General features: G+C 72.5%; 19 protein-coding genes. 15 read left to right on the top strand and 4 right to left on the bottom strand.

The annotated features are described in order from the left end of the window. The first annotated feature begins 14 nt into the window (after positions 1-14). From ABD140_RS37215 to ABD140_RS37200, 4 genes are all read left to right on the top strand, one after another. The gene (locus tag ABD140_RS37215) at positions 15-518 is read left to right on the top strand and encodes a cell division protein SepF (RefSeq protein WP_344247249.1); all 504 of its coding nucleotides are present in this window, start codon (positions 15-17) and stop codon (positions 516-518) included. A 48-nt stretch (positions 519-566) separates the two neighbouring features. Then, positions 567-845 (top strand): YggT family protein, encoded by a 279-nt coding sequence (locus ABD140_RS37210; protein WP_344247274.1) that lies wholly within the window; start codon positions 567-569, stop codon positions 843-845. 73 nt (positions 846-918) lie between these two features. After that, positions 919-1,797 (top strand): DivIVA domain-containing protein, encoded by an 879-nt coding sequence (locus ABD140_RS37205; protein WP_344247247.1) that lies wholly within the window; start codon positions 919-921, stop codon positions 1,795-1,797. 407 nt (positions 1,798-2,204) lie between these two features. Next, complete coding sequence (locus ABD140_RS37200) at positions 2,205-3,527, top strand: hypothetical protein (protein ID WP_344247245.1); 1,323 nt, start codon at positions 2,205-2,207, stop codon at positions 3,525-3,527. A 154-nt stretch (positions 3,528-3,681) separates the two neighbouring features. Here ABD140_RS37200 and ABD140_RS37195 read toward each other — a convergent pair whose 3' ends face one another. Beyond that, entirely contained in the window at positions 3,682-4,311 is a 630-nt protein-coding gene (locus tag ABD140_RS37195; RefSeq protein ID WP_344247243.1) for a DUF1707 SHOCT-like domain-containing protein, read from the bottom strand. 133 nt (positions 4,312-4,444) lie between these two features. Then, the gene (gene ileS / locus ABD140_RS37190; RefSeq protein ID WP_344247241.1) at positions 4,445-7,600 is read right to left on the bottom strand and encodes an isoleucine--tRNA ligase; all 3,156 of its coding nucleotides are present in this window, start codon (positions 7,598-7,600) and stop codon (positions 4,445-4,447) included. A gap of 277 nt (positions 7,601-7,877) precedes the next feature. Here ileS and ABD140_RS37185 point away from each other — a divergent pair, with 277 nt between their 5' ends. From ABD140_RS37185 to ABD140_RS37170, 4 genes are all read left to right on the top strand, one after another. Further along, positions 7,878-8,150: a DUF167 domain-containing protein gene (locus ABD140_RS37185; RefSeq protein WP_344247239.1), complete on the top strand. Its 273-nt coding sequence runs from the start codon at positions 7,878-7,880 to the stop codon at positions 8,148-8,150. Between the two features lie 120 nt (positions 8,151-8,270). Continuing rightward, positions 8,271-8,729, top strand: a complete 459-nt coding sequence (locus ABD140_RS37180; RefSeq protein ID WP_344247237.1) for a TraR/DksA family transcriptional regulator — start codon at positions 8,271-8,273, stop codon at positions 8,727-8,729. Then, a complete protein-coding gene (gene lspA / locus ABD140_RS37175; protein ID WP_344247235.1) occupies positions 8,702-9,400 on the top strand; it encodes a signal peptidase II in 699 nt (232 codons plus the stop codon). The genes ABD140_RS37180 and lspA overlap by 28 nt, the downstream gene beginning before the upstream one ends. Then, a complete protein-coding gene (locus ABD140_RS37170; protein WP_344247233.1) occupies positions 9,397-10,326 on the top strand; it encodes an RluA family pseudouridine synthase in 930 nt (309 codons plus the stop codon). The genes lspA and ABD140_RS37170 overlap by 4 nt, the downstream gene beginning before the upstream one ends. A gap of 3 nt (positions 10,327-10,329) precedes the next feature. On the opposite strand, the gene ABD140_RS37165 is transcribed toward ABD140_RS37170, so the two are convergent. Continuing rightward, positions 10,330-10,848 (bottom strand): DUF1269 domain-containing protein, encoded by a 519-nt coding sequence (locus tag ABD140_RS37165; protein WP_344247231.1) that lies wholly within the window; start codon positions 10,846-10,848, stop codon positions 10,330-10,332. A gap of 106 nt (positions 10,849-10,954) precedes the next feature. Here ABD140_RS37165 and ybaK point away from each other — a divergent pair, with 106 nt between their 5' ends. Continuing rightward, positions 10,955-11,458 (top strand): Cys-tRNA(Pro) deacylase, encoded by a 504-nt coding sequence (gene ybaK, locus ABD140_RS37160; RefSeq protein ID WP_344247229.1) that lies wholly within the window; start codon positions 10,955-10,957, stop codon positions 11,456-11,458. On the opposite strand, the gene ABD140_RS37155 is transcribed toward ybaK, so the two are convergent. Then, positions 11,342-11,938: a hypothetical protein gene (locus ABD140_RS37155; RefSeq protein WP_344247227.1), complete on the bottom strand. Its 597-nt coding sequence runs from the start codon at positions 11,936-11,938 to the stop codon at positions 11,342-11,344. The genes ybaK and ABD140_RS37155 overlap by 117 nt on opposite strands. A 113-nt stretch (positions 11,939-12,051) precedes the next feature. Between ABD140_RS37155 and ABD140_RS37150 the strand changes: the two genes are divergently transcribed. From ABD140_RS37150 to hisH, 6 genes are all read left to right on the top strand, one after another. Continuing rightward, positions 12,052-12,741: a DUF6882 domain-containing protein gene (locus ABD140_RS37150; protein WP_344247225.1), complete on the top strand. Its 690-nt coding sequence runs from the start codon at positions 12,052-12,054 to the stop codon at positions 12,739-12,741. A 106-nt stretch (positions 12,742-12,847) separates the two neighbouring features. Next, on the top strand, positions 12,848-14,155 hold the full coding sequence (gene hisD, locus ABD140_RS37145; RefSeq protein WP_344247223.1) for a histidinol dehydrogenase: 1,308 nt from the start codon (positions 12,848-12,850) through the stop codon (positions 14,153-14,155). Continuing rightward, complete coding sequence (locus tag ABD140_RS37140) at positions 14,152-15,237, top strand: histidinol-phosphate transaminase (RefSeq protein ID WP_344247221.1); 1,086 nt, start codon at positions 14,152-14,154, stop codon at positions 15,235-15,237. The genes hisD and ABD140_RS37140 overlap by 4 nt, the downstream gene beginning before the upstream one ends. Then, positions 15,234-15,827 (top strand): imidazoleglycerol-phosphate dehydratase HisB, encoded by a 594-nt coding sequence (gene hisB, locus ABD140_RS37135; RefSeq protein WP_344247219.1) that lies wholly within the window; start codon positions 15,234-15,236, stop codon positions 15,825-15,827. The genes ABD140_RS37140 and hisB overlap by 4 nt, the downstream gene beginning before the upstream one ends. After that, positions 15,827-16,051: a hypothetical protein gene (locus ABD140_RS37130; RefSeq protein WP_344247217.1), complete on the top strand. Its 225-nt coding sequence runs from the start codon at positions 15,827-15,829 to the stop codon at positions 16,049-16,051. Before hisB ends, ABD140_RS37130 begins: the two co-directional genes overlap by 1 nt. Continuing rightward, on the top strand, positions 16,048-16,674 hold the full coding sequence (gene hisH, locus ABD140_RS37125; RefSeq protein ID WP_344247215.1) for an imidazole glycerol phosphate synthase subunit HisH: 627 nt from the start codon (positions 16,048-16,050) through the stop codon (positions 16,672-16,674). Before ABD140_RS37130 ends, hisH begins: the two co-directional genes overlap by 4 nt. Positions 16,675-16,715: the final 41 nt, after the last annotated feature.

The following is a 16,715-nucleotide window of genomic DNA, read 5'->3' as shown; positions in this document are numbered from 1 at the left end:
ATCGGAGGGGCCCAGTGGCCAGCGCGATGCGCAAGATGGCGGTCTATCTCGGCCTCGTCGAGGACGACCGCTACGACGACTACGACGTCTACGACGAAGAATACGACGAGTCGGAGGCGGACAACACGTCCCAGCAGCCACATCGTCGTGGCCGGGTCGAGGAGGACCACCAGCCCACCCAGATAGCCGCGGGCCCGCCCGTGCCGGCACAGGAGCGGCGGGAGCCCGCTGTGTCTGATTTGGCGCGTATCACTACCCTTCATCCTAGGACGTACAACGAGGCGCGGACCATTGGGGAGCACTTCCGTGAGGGCACCCCGGTGATCATGAATCTGACGGAGATGGTCGACAGCGACGCCAAACGGCTCGTCGATTTCGCGGCAGGTCTCGTGTTCGGGCTCCATGGGAGCATCGAGCGTGTTACGAACAGAGTGTTCTTGCTCTCCCCCGCCAATGTCGAGGTGACCGCCGAAGACAAGGCTCGGATGGCAGAACGCGGATTCTTCAACCAAAGCTGACAGCCAGATGCGAGAGTGTCCGTGACAGTCGTTGGAGCCATCTTGACGGTGGCGCTGTACCTGTTCCTGCTGGTCCTGATCGGCAGGCTGATCCTGGACTACCTCAAGATGTACGCGGAGAGCACGTCGGGGCGGCGCTGGCAGCCCAAGGGGATCGTTCTGGTGTTCGCAGAACCCATCTGGACGGTCACCGAACCCATCCTCGTTCGTCTGAGACGTATCTTCAAACCGTTGCGATTGGGTAACGTGAGTCTCGATCTGAGCTTCATGGTGCTCTTCCTGATCGTCCTGATCCTCATCCGGGTGGTCGGGGGGTTGACAGCATGATCGTCTTCGTCCGGGAGCTTTGATCGGATACCGTCCTCCAGGGACAGACTCCAAGCGCGCCAAGGAGACCACCATGCCGCTGACACCCGCGGATGTGCGGAACAAGCAGTTCAGCACGACCCGGCTCAGGCCGGGATATGACGAGGAAGAGGTCGATGCCTTCCTGGACGAGGTCGAGGCCGAACTCGACCGTCTGATCCAGGAGAACGAGGAGCTGCGCGCCAAGCTGGCCGAGTGCCTGCGCGGCAAGGTCCCCGCCATGGCCGCCCCGATCGTGGAGCCCAAGCAGGACCTGGCGCCCCCGATGCCCGAGCCCGTGCGGCACGAGCCCGTGCCCCAGCCCGAGCCGGTCGGCATGGGCCTGGCGCACGAGGAGCGCATCCAGCAGCGCCCCAGCACCGAGGACAACATGGACACCGCGGCGCGGGTCCTGGCGCTGGCCCAGCAGACCGCCGACCAGGCGATCGCCGACGCCCGCCGCGAGGCCGACGAGACCCTCGGCCGCGCCCGCCGCGAGGCCGAGGACATCCTGGGCAAGGCGCGCCGCCAGGCCGACCAGATCGTCTCCGAGGCGCGCTCGCGCGCCGAGCAGCTCGACCGCGACGCCCAGGAGCGCCACCGCCAGGTGATGGGCTCGCTGGTGCAGCAGCGCGAGGAGCTGGAGCGCAAGGTCGACGACCTGCGCGCCTTCGAGCGCGAGTACCGCAGCAGGCTCAAGGCCTACCTGGAGGGCCAGCTGCGCGAGATCGAGGTCGGCGCCGTCGAGACGGGCTTCACCAGCCCCACGATCACCGGTCCCCAGCCGGTTCCGGTCGCGGCCCACACCGCCGGCCAGCCCGCCCAGGTCTCCACCGGCCCCACCCCCTTCCCGCCCCCGGCCGAACCCGCCCAGCACGGCGGCACCGGCGCCTTCCACGCCGCGGTGGAAGCACCCCCGCACGACCGCCGCTGATCCGTCGGCACCCCGGCCGAACGCCCCCGCGCGAGATATGATCTTCTCTGCGTCGCGTGCCCGCGCCGACGGGCACCCGCCCCCACCGAACGTGCAGCGCACCTTCGACCACGGGCGGCACGCCCTCAGCCGCGCGTTCCGCAGCGGAACACGTCATGAACGTCAGTGTGATCCGGTCACGGACGGCACGCCGTCAGGCGGGCGTTCCGCGATGAGGCGCACGACGCGCGTCAGCGCGTGTCCGGTCATGGGGAGCACGCCTTCGGACGGATGGTCCGCGGGTGGACACGGCGGCTTCGCCTGACGTGTCGGTGGGCCGACAGGCGATAGGGTGCTGACTCCGCCGTGACCTCGCCGGGCTGCGAGGAGACCGGTCGAAACGCCGGGTATCGGGAGAGGGAGTCCTTGTGATCATCCTGAGTGGCCTGCTGGTCATCGTGGCGATCGCCCTGCTGGTGGCGGGGATCGTCACGGAGGAGCAGGGAGTGCTGGGCCTGACGGGACTGCAGCTGATCTACGTCTCGATCGCGGTCAGCGTCGTCTCGTTCCTGTGCCTGGCCATCGGGGTGCTCATCCGGCGCAGAGAGCTGTTCGGGACAGGGCCGTCCCGACCGGCCGCCCCCAAGTCCCGCCCCGCGGGCAGGGCCGCGCGACGGGCGGGCGCCCGGGCCGAGGAGGCCGCCCCCGCGCCCGAGGCCGAGGAGAGCGCACCGTACGTCTTCCCCACCTCCACCGCGCAGGTGCCCGAGGACGCGCTCGTCCACGTCGTCCCCGGCCGCAAGCGCTACCACCTCGACACCTGCCGGCAGCTCGCCGGACGGCAGATCGAGGAGCTCACCTACGTGGAGGCCCAGGAGGAGGGGTTCAGCCCCTGCACCGCCTGCCTGCCCGACACCGCGTTGGCGGCGCGCGCCACCGCGGCCGCGGCGGGCGGCGGTGAGGCCGACGACGAGGTGGGCCTGACCACCGAGCCCCGGATCGACCTGGAGTCCTCCCGCGGCGCCGAGCCCGACCCGGCCGCCGAGCAGACCCGGGCCTTCGAGCCCGTCCGGCCCTTCGAGGCCGACGCCGCCTTCTCCCCGGAGCGCTCCGGCGACCGCCTGGAGGCCGCCGCCCCCGCGTGGGCGCCCGACCCCGACGCCCCGCCGGCCGCCGACACGGTCACCGACTGGGACCCCAAGGCGCTGATGGCCGATCCGCTCGACCCCGCCTACCCGGTGCCCGACGACGTCCACGCGGCCCCGTCCCCGCTGGAGCCCCGCCGGAGCGGCGACTCCTGGTCGTCCCCGGCCCCCGCCGACCCCTTCCGCACCGAGTCCGGTGACGCCGCCCCGCCCTCCGTCCCCGACCAGGGCGCCGCGCCGCAGGAGTCCCCGCTCGCCGCGCCCGCCGAGGACATCCTGTCCGAGCCGGTCCGCCCCGCCGACCCCGCGCCGGCCGAGGCGGACGCCGCCGAGCCCGTCCCGGGCGAGCGCCCGGCGCCCCAGGCCGGGGCTCCGGCCGAGGAGACCCTCGCCGCTCCGGCCGTCCCCGGATCCCGCGAGCCCGAGGACGCCCCCGTCGTGCGCATCCTCAGCGGCACCAAGCGCTACCACCGCCCCGACTGCGCCCTCATCGAGGACATCGGCGAGGAGGACGAGGACCTGGAGACCATCTCGCGCGACACCGCCGAGGAGCGCGGCTGCACGCCCTGCCTGGTCTGCCAGCCCGACAAGGAGCCAGCGGTCTGACCCCCCCGCGAAAAGAAGCCCGTGCCTTCAAGGCACGGGCTTTCTTCGTCCGGTCCGCGGGAAGGACCCGACCGCCGGGCGGGGAGGGCGGGAGCCGCCGTCCCCGACGGATCGGCAGGAGGACCCGGCCGCCGGGCGGGGGCCGGGTCCGGGGTCAGCAGGAGCGGCGGGAGGCCTTGCGGGCGGCGCGCTGTTCGCGGCGCTGCTCGCGGGTGAGCTTGCGCTTGACGGTGACGCCGCCGAAGAGGACGTAGCCGGTGAGGCGGATGACCGGGGCCTGGGGGTCGAGGATCTCGTTCTCGGGGGTGTCGACGCCGCCGAACACCGCCGAGATCGTGTTCTCGACGCGGACGCCCGGCGGGACGGTGATGTCGATGCCGCCGAAGGCGCAGCTGACGTCGACGACGACCTCGCGCTGGGTGAGGACGGCGGTGCGGAAGTCCAGCTCCACGCCGCCGAAGAAGCAGTTGACCGTGGTGACGGGGTCGACGAGCCAGCGGCCCTTGCGGTCGGCGGCGCTGAAGAGGCAGTGGATGGTGTCGGAGCCGTGCACCGGCGGGGGGAGGGCGGCGGACTCCTTGGTCAGGGAGACCCGCGGCTTGGGCAGGTCGCCGGTGAGCGGTTCGAGCTCGGCGTAGGTCTTGGCGGCGTAGAGGCGGTCCAGGCGCTCGGCGTGCTCCTCAGGGGTCAGCCGGCCCTCGGAGAGCGCCTCTCCGAGGATCTCCGCCACACTGTCGCGATCCGAGTCCGAGGCCCTCAGCTGGGGAATGTTCTCTAGCTCCACGCTTGCCACTATGGCAAAGAACGAGTTTCTTCTCTATCCGGGACGACCCGGAGAAGACCCTGAGAACACCCTGAGGCCCGGGGTCGCGGGCGGATCCGCGCGAACGGCGGCGCGGACCCGCCCGGAGCGGGCGTCAGGCCTTCTTCAGCACGAAGGCCAGCCCCAGGTCGTCCTCCCGGTGCGTGGGCTCGGCGCCGGACTCCAGCTCGGCGAAGGAGGTGGCCAGCACCTCGGCGCCGACCTCGGCGCCGTGCTCGCGCAGCGCCGCGGCCATCTCCGGGTCGCTCGCCGTCCAGGCCAGGGCGATGCGGTCGGTGACCTCCAGGCCGGACTGCTTGCGCGCGTCCTGGATCATCCGGACCGCCTCGCGGGCCAGGCCCGCCCGGCGCAGCTCGGCGGTGATCTCCAGGTCGAGCGCGAGGGTCTCGCCCGCCGCGGACTCCACCGCCCAGCCCGAGCGGGGCCGCTCGGTGATGATCACGTCGTCGGGGCCGAGCCCGACCGCGCCGACCTCGGGCACCTCGACGCCGAACGAGCCGGCCGAGCGCAGCCCGGTGACGAGCGCGGCGGCGTCGGCGGCGGTGACGGCCTTGGCCACCAGCGGCGTCTGCTTGCCGAAGCGCTTGCCCAGCTCGCGGAAGTTGGGCTTGACCTCGTACTCGACCAGGTCGCCGCCGATGGAGGACAGGTCCTCGAACGAGCCGACGTTCAGCTCCTCGGCGATCTGGGCGCGCAGCTGCTCGGGCAGGGCGGCCCAGCCGGGCGCGCCGACCAGGGCCCGGCCCAGCGGCTGGCGGATGCGCACCGCCGAGGAGGTGCGCGCGGCGCGGCCGAGGTCGACCAGCCGCCGCACCAGCGCCATCTGCGCGGTCAGCCCGGCGTCCAGCAGCGAGTCGTCGACCTGGGGCCAGGACGTCAGGTGCACCGACTCGGGGGAGCCCTCGGGCCGGATCACGTCCCAGACGTGGTCGGTGACGAACGGCACCAGCGGGGCCATGAGCCGGGTCAGCGTCTCCAGGCACTCGTAGAGGGTCGCGAACGCCGAGGCGCTCTCCGGCGTGGTCGGGCCCTCCCAGAACCGGCGGCGGGAGCGGCGCACGTACCAGTTGGACAGGTCGTCGACGAACTCGGCGAGGCGGCGCCCGGCGGCCTGGGTGTCGAAGACCTCCAGCGCCTCGGTGACCTCGGCGACGGTGCGGTGCAGCTCGGCCAGCGCCCAGCGGTCCAGCAGCGGCCGGTCGGCGGGGGCGGGCGCCTCGCCGAGCCGCTCGGGCGTCCAGGCGTTGCCCTGGGCCGCGGCGGCGTTGGCGTACAGCACGAAGAAGGAGGCGGTGTTCCAGTAGGTCAGCAGGACCTTGCGGACGATCTCCTCCAGCACCCCGTGGCCGACGCGGCGCGCGGCCCACGGCGAGCCGGAGCACGCCATGAACCAGCGCAGGGCGTCGGCGCCGTGCTGGTCCATCAGCGGCATCGGCTTCAGCACGTTGCCCAGGTGCTTGGACATCTTGCGCCCGTCCTCGGCGAGGATCAGCCCGAGGCACAGCACGTTCTCATAGGACGACTTGTCGAACACCAGGGTGCCGACGGCCATGAGCGAGTAGAACCAGCCGCGGGTCTGGTCGGTGGCCTCGCAGATGAACTGCGCCGGGTAGGCCTGCTCGAACGCCTCCTGGTTGCGGTAGGGCGCGCCGTGCTGGGCGAACGGCATGGAGCCCGAGTCGTACCAGGCGTCGATGACGTCGGGGACGCGGGTGGCGGTCTTGGCGCAGACCGGGCAGGGGAAGGTCACGTCGTCGACGAACGGCCGGTGCGGGTCGAGCCCGGAGTGGTCCTCGCCGGCCAGCTCCGACAGCTCCTTGAGGGAGCCGACGCAGGTGACGTGCTCGTCCTCGCACAGCCACAGCGGCAGCGGGGTGCCCCAGTAGCGCGAGCGCGACAGCGACCAGTCGACGTTGTTGCGCAGCCACTCGCCGTACCGGCCCTCCTTGATCGTCTCGGGGAACCAGTCGGTGCCCTCGTTCTCGCGCAGCAGCGCGTCCTTGATCGCGGTGGTGCGGATGTACCAGGCGGGCAGCGCGTAGTACAGCAGCGCCGAGTGGCAGCGCCAGCAGTGCGGGTAGCTGTGCTCGAAGTGCGAGCCGCGGAAGAGCAGGCCGCGCTCGCGCAGGTCGGCCGTCAGCGCCTCGTCGGCCTCCTTGAACAGCACGCCCCCGACCATGGGGACGTCCTCCAGGAAGCGCCCGTCGGGCCCGATCGGGTTGACCACGGGCAGCCCGTAGCGCTTGCAGGTCTGCAGGTCGTCGGCGCCGAAGGCGGGCGCCTGGTGGACCAGGCCGGTGCCGTCCTCGACGGTGACGTACTCGGCCAGCAGCACGAAGTGGGCGCCGGGCACCTCGACCAGTTCGAACGGGCGGCTGTAGGGCGTGTGCTCCAGCTCGGAGCCGGGGAAGGACTCGCGGGCGGTCCACCCCTCGCCCAGTGCGCTCTCCAGCAGCGGCTCGGCGACGATGACCGGCTTCTCGCCGTCCTTCTCGGCGACGACGTAGGTGACGCCGGGGTGGACGGCCACCGCGGTGTTGGACACCAGCGTCCAGGGGGTGGTGGTCCAGATGAGGAGGTCGGCGCCCTCGAACCGGCCGGAGGTGACGGGCATGCGCACGTACACCGACGGGCTGGTGACCGTCTCGTAGCCGCCGGGCTGGCCGAGTTCGTGGTCGGACAGGCCGGTGCCGCAGCGCGGGCAGTACGGGGTGATGCGGTGGTCGCGGAAGAGGAGGTCCTTCTCCCAGATGACCTTCAGCGACCACCAGACGGACTCGATGTAGGAGGGGTCCATCGTGCGGTAGGCCTGGTGGAGGTCCACCCAGTAGCCCATGCGCTCGGTGAGCTCCTCGAAGGCGTCGGTGTGGCGCATGACCGAGGCGCGGCACCGCTCGTTGAACTCGGCGATGCCGTACGCCTCGATCTGCGGCTTGCCCGACAGGCCGAGCTCCTTCTCCACGGCGACCTCGACGGGCAGGCCGTGGCAGTCCCAGCCGGCCTTGCGGGGCACGTGGTAGCCCTGCATGGTCTTGAACCGGGGGAAGACGTCCTTGAAGACGCGGGCCTCGACGTGGTGCACGCCGGGCATGCCGTTGGCGGTGGGGGGACCCTCGTAGAAGACCCAGCGGGGCCCGTCGGCGTTGCGCTCGAGCGACCGCTGGAAGATCTTCTCGTCCTGCCAGCGGCGCAGGAGGTCGCGTTCGAGGGCCGGCAGATCGACCTGCGCGGGAAGGGGACGGAAGGACACGGCGGCGAGACCTCCAAGACGGTGGGACGGGTCTGCGAAGGGACGATCCGGCGCGCGGACCGCGGTACCACCCTTCTTGATCGTCCGCACCGCGCGGACGACCCGCTTCGTTACCGTCTCGGCTGCCGGTTCTACTGGGCGCGTGGCCGTTCTTCCGGCGGCTCCGAGGTGATGGCCTCATCACTGCCTTGCCGTGGACTGCCCCGATTGTACGGGGCGCGCGGGCGGTCGTTCGACGTGAATTCCGGTCAGGAGTTCCTCATGGGAGGGTGAAGAGATGGCGATCCGAGTGGCGATCAGGGTGGGCCCGGGGGCGTCGCGGACGAAGGTGGGCGGCCTCCACGGCGACGCGCTCGTGGTGAAGGTCGCCGCCCGCGCGGTGGAGGGCAAGGCCACCGAGGCGGCGCTGGCCGCGGTCGCGAAGGCCCTGGGGATAAGGCGAAGGGACGTGCGGCTGCTGTCGGGGGCCGCGAGCCGGGACAAGGTGATCGAGATTGACGGAGATGTGACCCTGCTCACACCCAAGCTCGATCGATTGCGCGGTTCGTGACCGAGGGGGGTGGGGCATATGCGGGTGGTGACCAAACGGCGTTGTTTGCCGCACCTCGGAGGGAGACCTATGCTGCCCGCACTGCCAGTCGAGAACAAGATCAGCGCTAGGGGGACCGATATGACCGGCACCACGAGCGTGACCCAGCAGGCCCAGGCGGCCCAGGCGGCCCAGGCGGCACGGAAGGCGGGGGAGCTTCCGGTCCGCGAGGGGGAGGAGCGCTGGACGGCCGAGGAGCTGACCGCGGTGCGCACCCGGCTCACCGCCGAGATCGAGGAGCTCTCCGCGGAGATCGCCGCCGCGCGCTCCCAGGCGGCCGAGGGGACCGACCTCGGCGAGGGCGCCGGCGACGACCAGGCCGACGCCGGGGCCAAGACCTACGAGCGCGAGCACGAGCTGGCGCTGGTCAACAACTCCCGCGATCTGCTGCGCCAGAACGAGCGCGCGATCGCGCGAATAGAGGCGGGCACCTATGGTGTCTGTGAGGATTGCGGCAAGGCGATCGGAAAGGCGCGTCTCCAGGCCTTCCCGCGAGCCACGCTGTGTGTGAAGTGCAAACAACGCGAGGAACGACGCTGAGCGAGATCCACAACGAGCGGGACGGAGCCGGGGCCGTCTCCGAACCGGAGACGAGGCCCCGGCCTCGTCGTGTCGCCGTCCTGGCCGCGGTGGCGGCCCTGGCCGTGCTGGCCGACCAGCTCACCAAGGTCCTGGTGGTCGCCCGCCTGGAGGGGGAGCGCCCCATCGAGGTGCTGGACGGCCTGACCACGCTGCGGGTCACCCGCAACAGCGGCGCCGCCTTCTCCATCGGCACGGGCATGACCTGGGTCTTCACCCTGATCGCCATCGGCGTGGTGGTGGCCATCGTGCGCACCGCGCGCGACCTGCGCAGCACGCCCTGGGCGATCAGCCTCGGCCTGCTGCTGGGCGGGGCCACCGGCAACCTGGCCGACCGCCTCTTCCGCTCCCCCCAGGCCTTCCACGGCCACGTGGTCGACTGGATCTCCTGGCCGAGCTGGGGCTTCTTCCAGAACTGGCCGGTGTTCAACCTGGCCGACTCCGCCATCGTCTTCGGCGGCCTCCTCGCCGTCTTCCTGGCCTCCCGCGGATACCTCCTGGACGGCACCAGGGACACCGGGGCGGACGAGCCGGAGCAGGTGACCGCGGCGAAGCGGGGATCGTCCGCTCCGGGGTCCGGGGAGCCGGGGGGCGCCCCCCGGAAAGAAGACCGGTCGGAGGAGGCGCGATGAGCGACCAGCGTTCCCTGTACGTGCCCGAGGGCCTGGAGGGCGAGCGGGCCGACGCCGCGCTGGCCCGGCTCTTCGGCCTCTCGCGCTCCCGCGCCGCCGAGGTGATCGCCGCCGGCGACGTCCTGCTGGACGGCCGGCAGGTCGCCAAGTCCGACCGGGTCACCGCCGGCGCCTGGCTGGAGGTGGTCCTGCCGCCGCCGCCCTCGGCGCCCGTGGCGGTGCCCGAGCCGGTCCCGGGCATGGCGATCCTGTACGAGGACGACCACATCATCGTGGTGAACAAGCCCGTCGGCGTCGCGGCGCACCCCACCACCGGCTGGACGGGGCCCACGGTCATCGGCGGCCTGCTGGGCACCGGGCACACCGTGGCCACCAGCGGCGCGGCCGAGCGCCAGGGCATCGTGCACCGGCTGGACGCCAACACCACCGGCTGCATGGTGGTGGCCAAGAGCGAGCTGGCCTACTCCCGGCTCAAGGGCGCCTTCCGGGAGCGGGAGGTCACCAAGCGCTACCACGCCCTGGTCCAGGGCCACCCCGACCCGTTCCGCGGCACGGTCGACGCACCCATCGACCGCCACCCCTCGGGCAGCGGCAGGTTCGCGGTGGTCGCGGGCGGCCGGCCCTCGATCACCCACTACGACACGATCGAGGCGTTCCGGGCGGCGTCGCTGCTGGACATCACCCTGGAGACCGGCCGCACCCACCAGATCCGGGTGCACATGTCGGCGCTGCGCCACCCGTGCGTCGGCGACATGCTCTACGGCGCCGACCCGACCCTGGCCGCGCGCCTGGGCGTCACCCGGCAGTGGCTGCACGCGGTGCGCCTGGGCTTCATGCACCCGGCGACCGACGAGTACGTGGAGTTCACCAGCCCCTACCCCGAGGACCTGCAGAAGGCGCTGGACATCGTGGCCGCCGAGTCCTGAGGCTCACTCCTCGATCTCGCCCAGGCTCACCCGGACGGCGTGGATCGCGGCGTCGTACAGATCCGACTCCACGAACCGCGCCCCGGGGAACCGGGTGAGCTCGTTCTGCAGATCGGCCAGCGACAGGTGGCTGATCAGCAGCGCCAGCGCCGTGCGGCCCGGCGGCACGGCCTCCCGCAGTTCGGCGATCTTGCCGTCCTTGATCCCGGTGTCGATGAGCTTGCCCAGCAGCGCGCCGCTCCCGGCGCCCGCGGCGCCGCCGACGAGCCCGCCGATCGGCCCGCCCAGCAGGGTGCCCAGCAGCAGCCCCCACATGCCCGCGCCCAGCGCGCCGCGGCCGGGCGTGAAGTCCTGGGTCTCCCGGACGGTGGAGTTCCCGTCCTCGCCCCGCTCGATGAACACCGCGTCGTGCAGGCGCAACTGTCCGTTCTTCTGCATCCGCAGCGCGGTGAGCATGAACTCGCTCGCCTTCAGCGGATCGTCGAATCCGATCACCAGGAGTTTCTGCGGTGCGTCCGTCATGCCATCCCCCTTTCCCCGCCGCCCTTCCCGCGGAACCTCGGTGCTTTGTGACCTCCGCGGCGGACTAGGGTTCACCTGGTCGGGGAGTCGAGGAGGGACGGGCGGAATGGCGAAGACGGCGAAGGGCGCGGGCAGGGCCGGAGGCACCCCGGCCACCGTCGCCGCGGGGAGGGCCGGGATCGCCTTCACGCTCCACCCGTACGAGGTGGATCCCGCGGCGGAGTCCTACGGGGAGGCGGCCGCGGCGGCGCTGGGCGTCCCGCCGGAGCGGCTCTTCAAGACGCTGCTGGCCGAGGTGGACGGGGAGCTGACCGTGGGCGTGGTGCCGGTGTCGGGGCGGCTGGACCTCAAGGCGCTCGCCGCGGCCGCGGGCGGCAAGCGCGCCCGGATGGCGGCGCCCGCCGACGCCGAGCGGGCCACCGGCTACGTGGTGGGCGGGATCAGCCCGCTGGGGCAGCGCAGGCGGCTGCCCGCGGTGGTGGACGCGAGCGTCTCAGACTTCCCGACGGTCTACGTCTCCGCCGGGCGGCGCGGGCTGCAGATCGAACTCGCCCCGGCCGACCTGCTGCGGCTCACCGGCGCCCGTACCGCCGTGATAGGCGGGGCGTAGCCGCCCGGCGGCGTCCAGCGCCTCCAGCATGCCGAAGACGATCACCGAGACCAGCGGCTGCAGCGTCACCACGGCGGTCGCGCCCAGGTCCAGCGGGCCGGTGACCCGGGTGCCGTCCGCGGCGCCGCGCACGGCCTGCTCGAAGCCCGTCAGGCCGAACCGGTGGCCCACCCACCAGGCGAGCAGGGAGCCGAGCAGCCCGCCGGCGCACAGGCCGAGCACCAGCGGCACCTCGCCCGCGCGCCCGGCCCGCCAGTAGGCCACGGCGCCGGCCACCAGGCCCAGCGCCACGCAGATCAGGGCCAGCTTGCCGTCGGCGCCGATGAAGACCTCGGACTCGGAGTCGGCCGGGTAGGCGCGTCCGCCGACGACCACGTACTCGGGCCGGTCGGCGAGCCGGGACCACAGCAGTCCCGCGGGCAGGCCCAGCAGGGCGAGCACGCCGGTGGCGACCCCCCAGACCCTCACATGCCGCCTCACAAGCCACACTCCTGTACGCCCGCCGAAAGCCGATCTCTCGCAGCGTAACGCGGTGGAACGGGTGCCTTGGTGAAGGGAGCGCAAAGTCGGTGCCCCCAGGTAGTGTTCCGGTCATGTCAGGATTCAGCTCGGCGTTCGAACGCCTGGGTGCCGCGCTGTCCGCCATAGCCCTCCAGCAGCAGGAGGCACTGGCGGGTCACCTGCCCCGCGCCGACTGGAGCGCCGACCTCGGCGCCCGCACCTACACCAGCGGCGGGGTCACCGTCCGGGTGGGGCTGCTGGGCAGCTACGCGGCCGACGAGCGCACCTGGCTGTGGGGCTGGGCCAACCGGCAGTTCGGGCCCGAGCACCCCGCCGTCCGGCCGACCCTGGCCGTGCGGGAGCTGGGCGAGCGGCTGGCCATCCCGGAGTTCACCACGCCCGAGCTCGACCTGTCCTGGTACCGGGGCCCCGCCGCGCACGGCGGCGAGCCGATCGCGCTGGCCGCGTCCGGGGTGCTGGCCGGGTCCGGCTACATCGGCGCCGGCTACGACGGCGGCTCGGCCTACCTCCAGGTGGACGACCCGCAGGTGCCCAGGCCCGCCTTCGACCCGATCCCGGTGCCCGCGCTGCTCATGAGCGCGGTCGCCCTGTTCCCGGCCGACCCGGGCCTGACCCTCACCCGCTTCCTGTCCCACCACCGGGTGCCCTTCCGGCGCTCGGGCGCGGTGACCGAGGCGCGGCTGCCCGGCGGCGGCACCGCACGGGCGATCTTCGACGAGCACGGCAGGCTCAAGAACTGGGAGGCGAGCCTGCGGGTGTAGCAAAGCGGAGGAATTCCCAGACAACGCCCACCGCAGCGGTGGGCGCCGTCCCGATTCCCGAAACTCGATTGCGGGTGCGGTCCCGGCCTTCCGTAGACTGAACTGCGTGATCTCCCGAATCGACCTGCGCGGCGCCCTGCCGGACGACCTGCGCTCCGTGATGCCCCGAGCCGACTTCGACGTCGAGGCCGCCCTGGAGAAGGTGCGGCCGATCTGTGAGGACGTGCGGCATCACGGCGTCGAGGCGGTGCTGCGCTACACCCGGGACTTCGACGGCGTCGAGCTGACCACCACGCGGGTGCCCGTCCAGGCGATCGCCGACGCCCTGGCCGGGCTCGACCCGGCGGTGCGCGACGCCCTGGAGGAGGCGATCCGGCGCACCCGGATCGTGCACCGCGCCCAGCGCCGCACCGACGTCACCACGCAGGTGGTGCCCGGCGGCACCGTCACCGAGCGGTGGGTGCCGGTCGACCGGGTCGGCCTGTACGTGCCGGGCGGCAAGGCCGTCTACCCCTCCAGCGTGGTCATGAACGTGGTGCCCGCCCAGGAGGCCGGGGTGCGCTCGCTGGCCGTCACCTCGCCCGCCCAGAAGGAGTTCGGCGGCCTGCCGCACCCGACCATCCTGGCCGCGTGCGCGCTGCTGGGCGTGGACGAGGTCTACGCCGCGGGCGGCGCGCAGAGCCTGGCGATGTTCGCCTACGGCACCGAGGAATGCCCGCGCGTCGACCTGATCACCGGACCCGGATCGATCTGGGTGGCGGCCGCCAAGCGGTACCTGCGCGGTGTCGTCGGCATCGACGCCGAGGCCGGGCCCACCGAGATCGCGATCCTGGCGGACGCCTCCGCCAACCCCGCCTACGTGGCGGCCGACCTCATCAGCCAGGCCGAGCACGACACCATCGCCGCCTCCGTGCTGGTCACCGACTCCGCCGAGCTCGCCGAGGCCGTCGTGGCCGAGCTGGAGGCGCAGGTCGCGCGCACCAAGCACCGGGAGCGCGTCACCGAGGCGCTGGCGGGCCGGCAGTCGGCGATCATCGAGGTCTCCTCGCTGGCGGACGGCCTGGCCGTGGTCGACGCCTACGCCGCCGAGCACCTGGAGATCCACACCGCGGACGCCGCCGCCGTCGCCGCCCGGGTGCGCAACGCCGGCGCGGTCTTCGTGGGCGACCACTCCCCGGTCTCCCTGGGCGACTACCTGGCCGGCTCCAACCACGTGCTGCCCACCGGCGGCTGCGCCTGCCACTCCTCGGGCCTGTCGGTGCAGTCGTTCCTGCGCGGCATCCACGTGGTCGACTACGACCGCGCCGCGCTGGCCGAGGCCACGGCCCGGGTCGTCGCGCTCGCCGAGTCCGAGGACCTGCCCGCCCACGGCGCCGCCCTCAAGGCCCGCTTCGACTGGGAGGTGCCCTCATGACCTCGCTGGCGGACCTGCCGCTGCGCGAGGACCTGCGCGGCGACAAGCCCTACGGGGCGCCCCAGCTGGACGTCCCGGTCCAGCTCAACACCAACGAGAACCCCTACGGGCCGTCGCCGGAGCTGGTGCGGGCCCTGGGCGAGGCGGTCGCCGCGGCCGCGGGCGAGCTCAACCGCTACCCCGACCGCGACGCCATGGCGCTGCGCGCCGACCTGGCGGCTTACCTGAACGCCGAGTCCGGCACGGACCTGGACGCCTCCCGGGTGTGGGCGGCCAACGGCTCCAACGAGATCATCCTGCAGATCCTCCAGGCCTTCGGCGGCCCCGGGCGCACCGCCCTGGGCTTCGAGCCGTCCTACTCCATGCACCCGACCATCACCAAGGTCGCCAACACCGGCTGGATCAACGCCTTCCGCGCCGAGGACTTCGGCCTGGAGGCCGACCGCGCCATCGAGGCGATCACCGAGCACCGGCCCGACGTCGTGTTCCTCACCTCGCCCAACAACCCCACCGGCACCGCGCTGGACCACGGGGCGATCAAGGCGGTGCTGGACGTCGCGCCCGGCATGGTGGTGGTCGACGAGGCGTACGGGGAGTTCCGCCGGGCGGGCACGCCCTCGGCGCTGGAGCTGCTGCCGGGCAACCCGCGGCTGATCGTCACCCGGACGATGTCCAAGGCCTTCGCCCTGGCCGGCGCGCGCCTGGGCTACCTGGCGGCCGACCCGGCGGTGCTGGAGGCGCTGCTGCTGGTCCGCATGCCCTACCACCTGTCGACGGTCACCCAGGCGGTCGCCCGCACCGCGCTGGCCTTCTCCGGCGAGCTGCTCGGCTACGTGGAGGAGCTGCGCCGCGAGCGCGACGCCACGGTCGCCTGGCTGCGCGCCGAGGGGTTCCGGGTCGCCGACTCCGACGCCAACTTCGTGCTGTTCGGGGAGTTCGCCGACCGGGACGCCGTCTGGCGGCGGATGCTCGACCACGGGGTGCTCATCAGGGTGGTGGGCCCTCCGACCTGGATGCGGGTTACGGTGGGGACGCCGCAGGAGATGGCGGCTTTCCGCAATGCTTTGAAGGAGTCAGTGTGAGCCGTGTCGGCCGCGTGGAGCGGGGCACCAAGGAGACCAAGGTCGTCGTCGAGATCGATCTGGACGGCACCGGGAAGGTCGACGTCTCGACGGGCGTCGGCTTCTTCGACCACATGCTGGACCAGCTGGGCAAGCACGGCTCGTTCGACCTGACCGTCCAGACCGACGGCGACCTGCACATCGACAGCCACCACACCATCGAGGACACCTCGATCGCGCTGGGCCAGGCGTTCAAGCAGGCGCTGGGCGACAAGCGCGGCATCCGCCGGTTCGCCGACGCCTCGATCCCGCTGGACGAGTCCCTGGCCCAGGTGACGGTGGACCTGTCGGGCCGCCCGTACCTGGTGCACTCCGAGCCCGAGGGCATGGCCCCGATGATCGGCCGGGAGTACGACACCACGATGACCCGGCACATCTTCGAGTCGTTCGTGGCCAACGCCGAGGTCGCCCTGCACGTTCACGTCCCCTATGGGCGCAACGCCCACCACATCGTCGAGGCGCAGTTCAAGGCGCTGGCGCGGGCGCTGCGCTACGCCTGTGAACTCGACCCCCGGGTGCACGGGATCCCCTCCACCAAGGGCGCCCTGTGATGCCGAGCGCCGTGGCCCCGGTGCTGCTGGCGGCCGAGGAGAAGGGCGGGGTCGAGCTCTTCGGCCTGGTCTTCCCGCCGTTCGCGCTGTTCATGTTCGCGCTGGCCCTGTTCTTCCTGACCGGGGTGTACAGCTTCCTCAAGCAGGGGCTGAAGGGCGCGGCGGTCGTGGTGGGCGTGCTGGCCGCGCTGGCGGTCGTCGCGGGTGTGGGGAGGATGGGATGAAGAAGGTCGTCGTTCTGGACTACGGCTCGGGCAACCTCAGGTCGGCCGAGCGGGCCGTGGCCCGGGTGGGCGCGGACGTCACCGTGACCTCCGACTTCGACGAGGCGCTGAACGCCGACGGGCTCGTCGTCCCGGGCGTGGGCGCCTTCGCCGCCTGCATGGAGGGCCTGAAGGCGGTCAAGGGCGAGCGGATCGTCGGCCGCCGCCTGGCCGGGGGGCGGCCGGTCCTGGGCATCTGCGTGGGCATGCAGATCCTCTTCGACAAGGGCGTCGAGCACGGCATCACCACCGAGGGCTGCGGCGAGTGGCCCGGCACGGTGGAGAGCCTGGAGGCGCCCGTCCTGCCGCACATGGGCTGGAACACCGTCGAGGCGCCCGCGGGGTCGGTCCTCTTCGCTGGGCTGGACGCCGACACCCGCTTCTACTTCGTGCACTCCTACGGCGTGCGCACCTGGGAACTGGTGGACAGCGCCCTCCAGCCGCCCCTGGTCACCTGGGCCGAGCACGGCGACCGCTTCGTCGCCGCGGTGGAGAACGGCCCCCTCAGCGCCGCGCAGTTCCACCCGGAGAAGTCCGGCGACGCCGGAGCCCAGCTGCTGAAGAACTGGCTCGGCACGCTCTGACCGCCGCGTCCCCGACGCCGCCCCGGCCCTTCGGCCGGGGC

Source organism: Actinocorallia libanotica (assembly GCF_039525175.1).
In the GTDB taxonomy this organism is placed as follows: domain Bacteria; phylum Actinomycetota; class Actinomycetes; order Streptosporangiales; family Streptosporangiaceae; genus Actinocorallia; species Actinocorallia libanotica.
The sequence above is the reverse complement of the archived record's forward strand: the minus strand, read 5'-3'. Positions and strand labels throughout refer to the sequence as shown.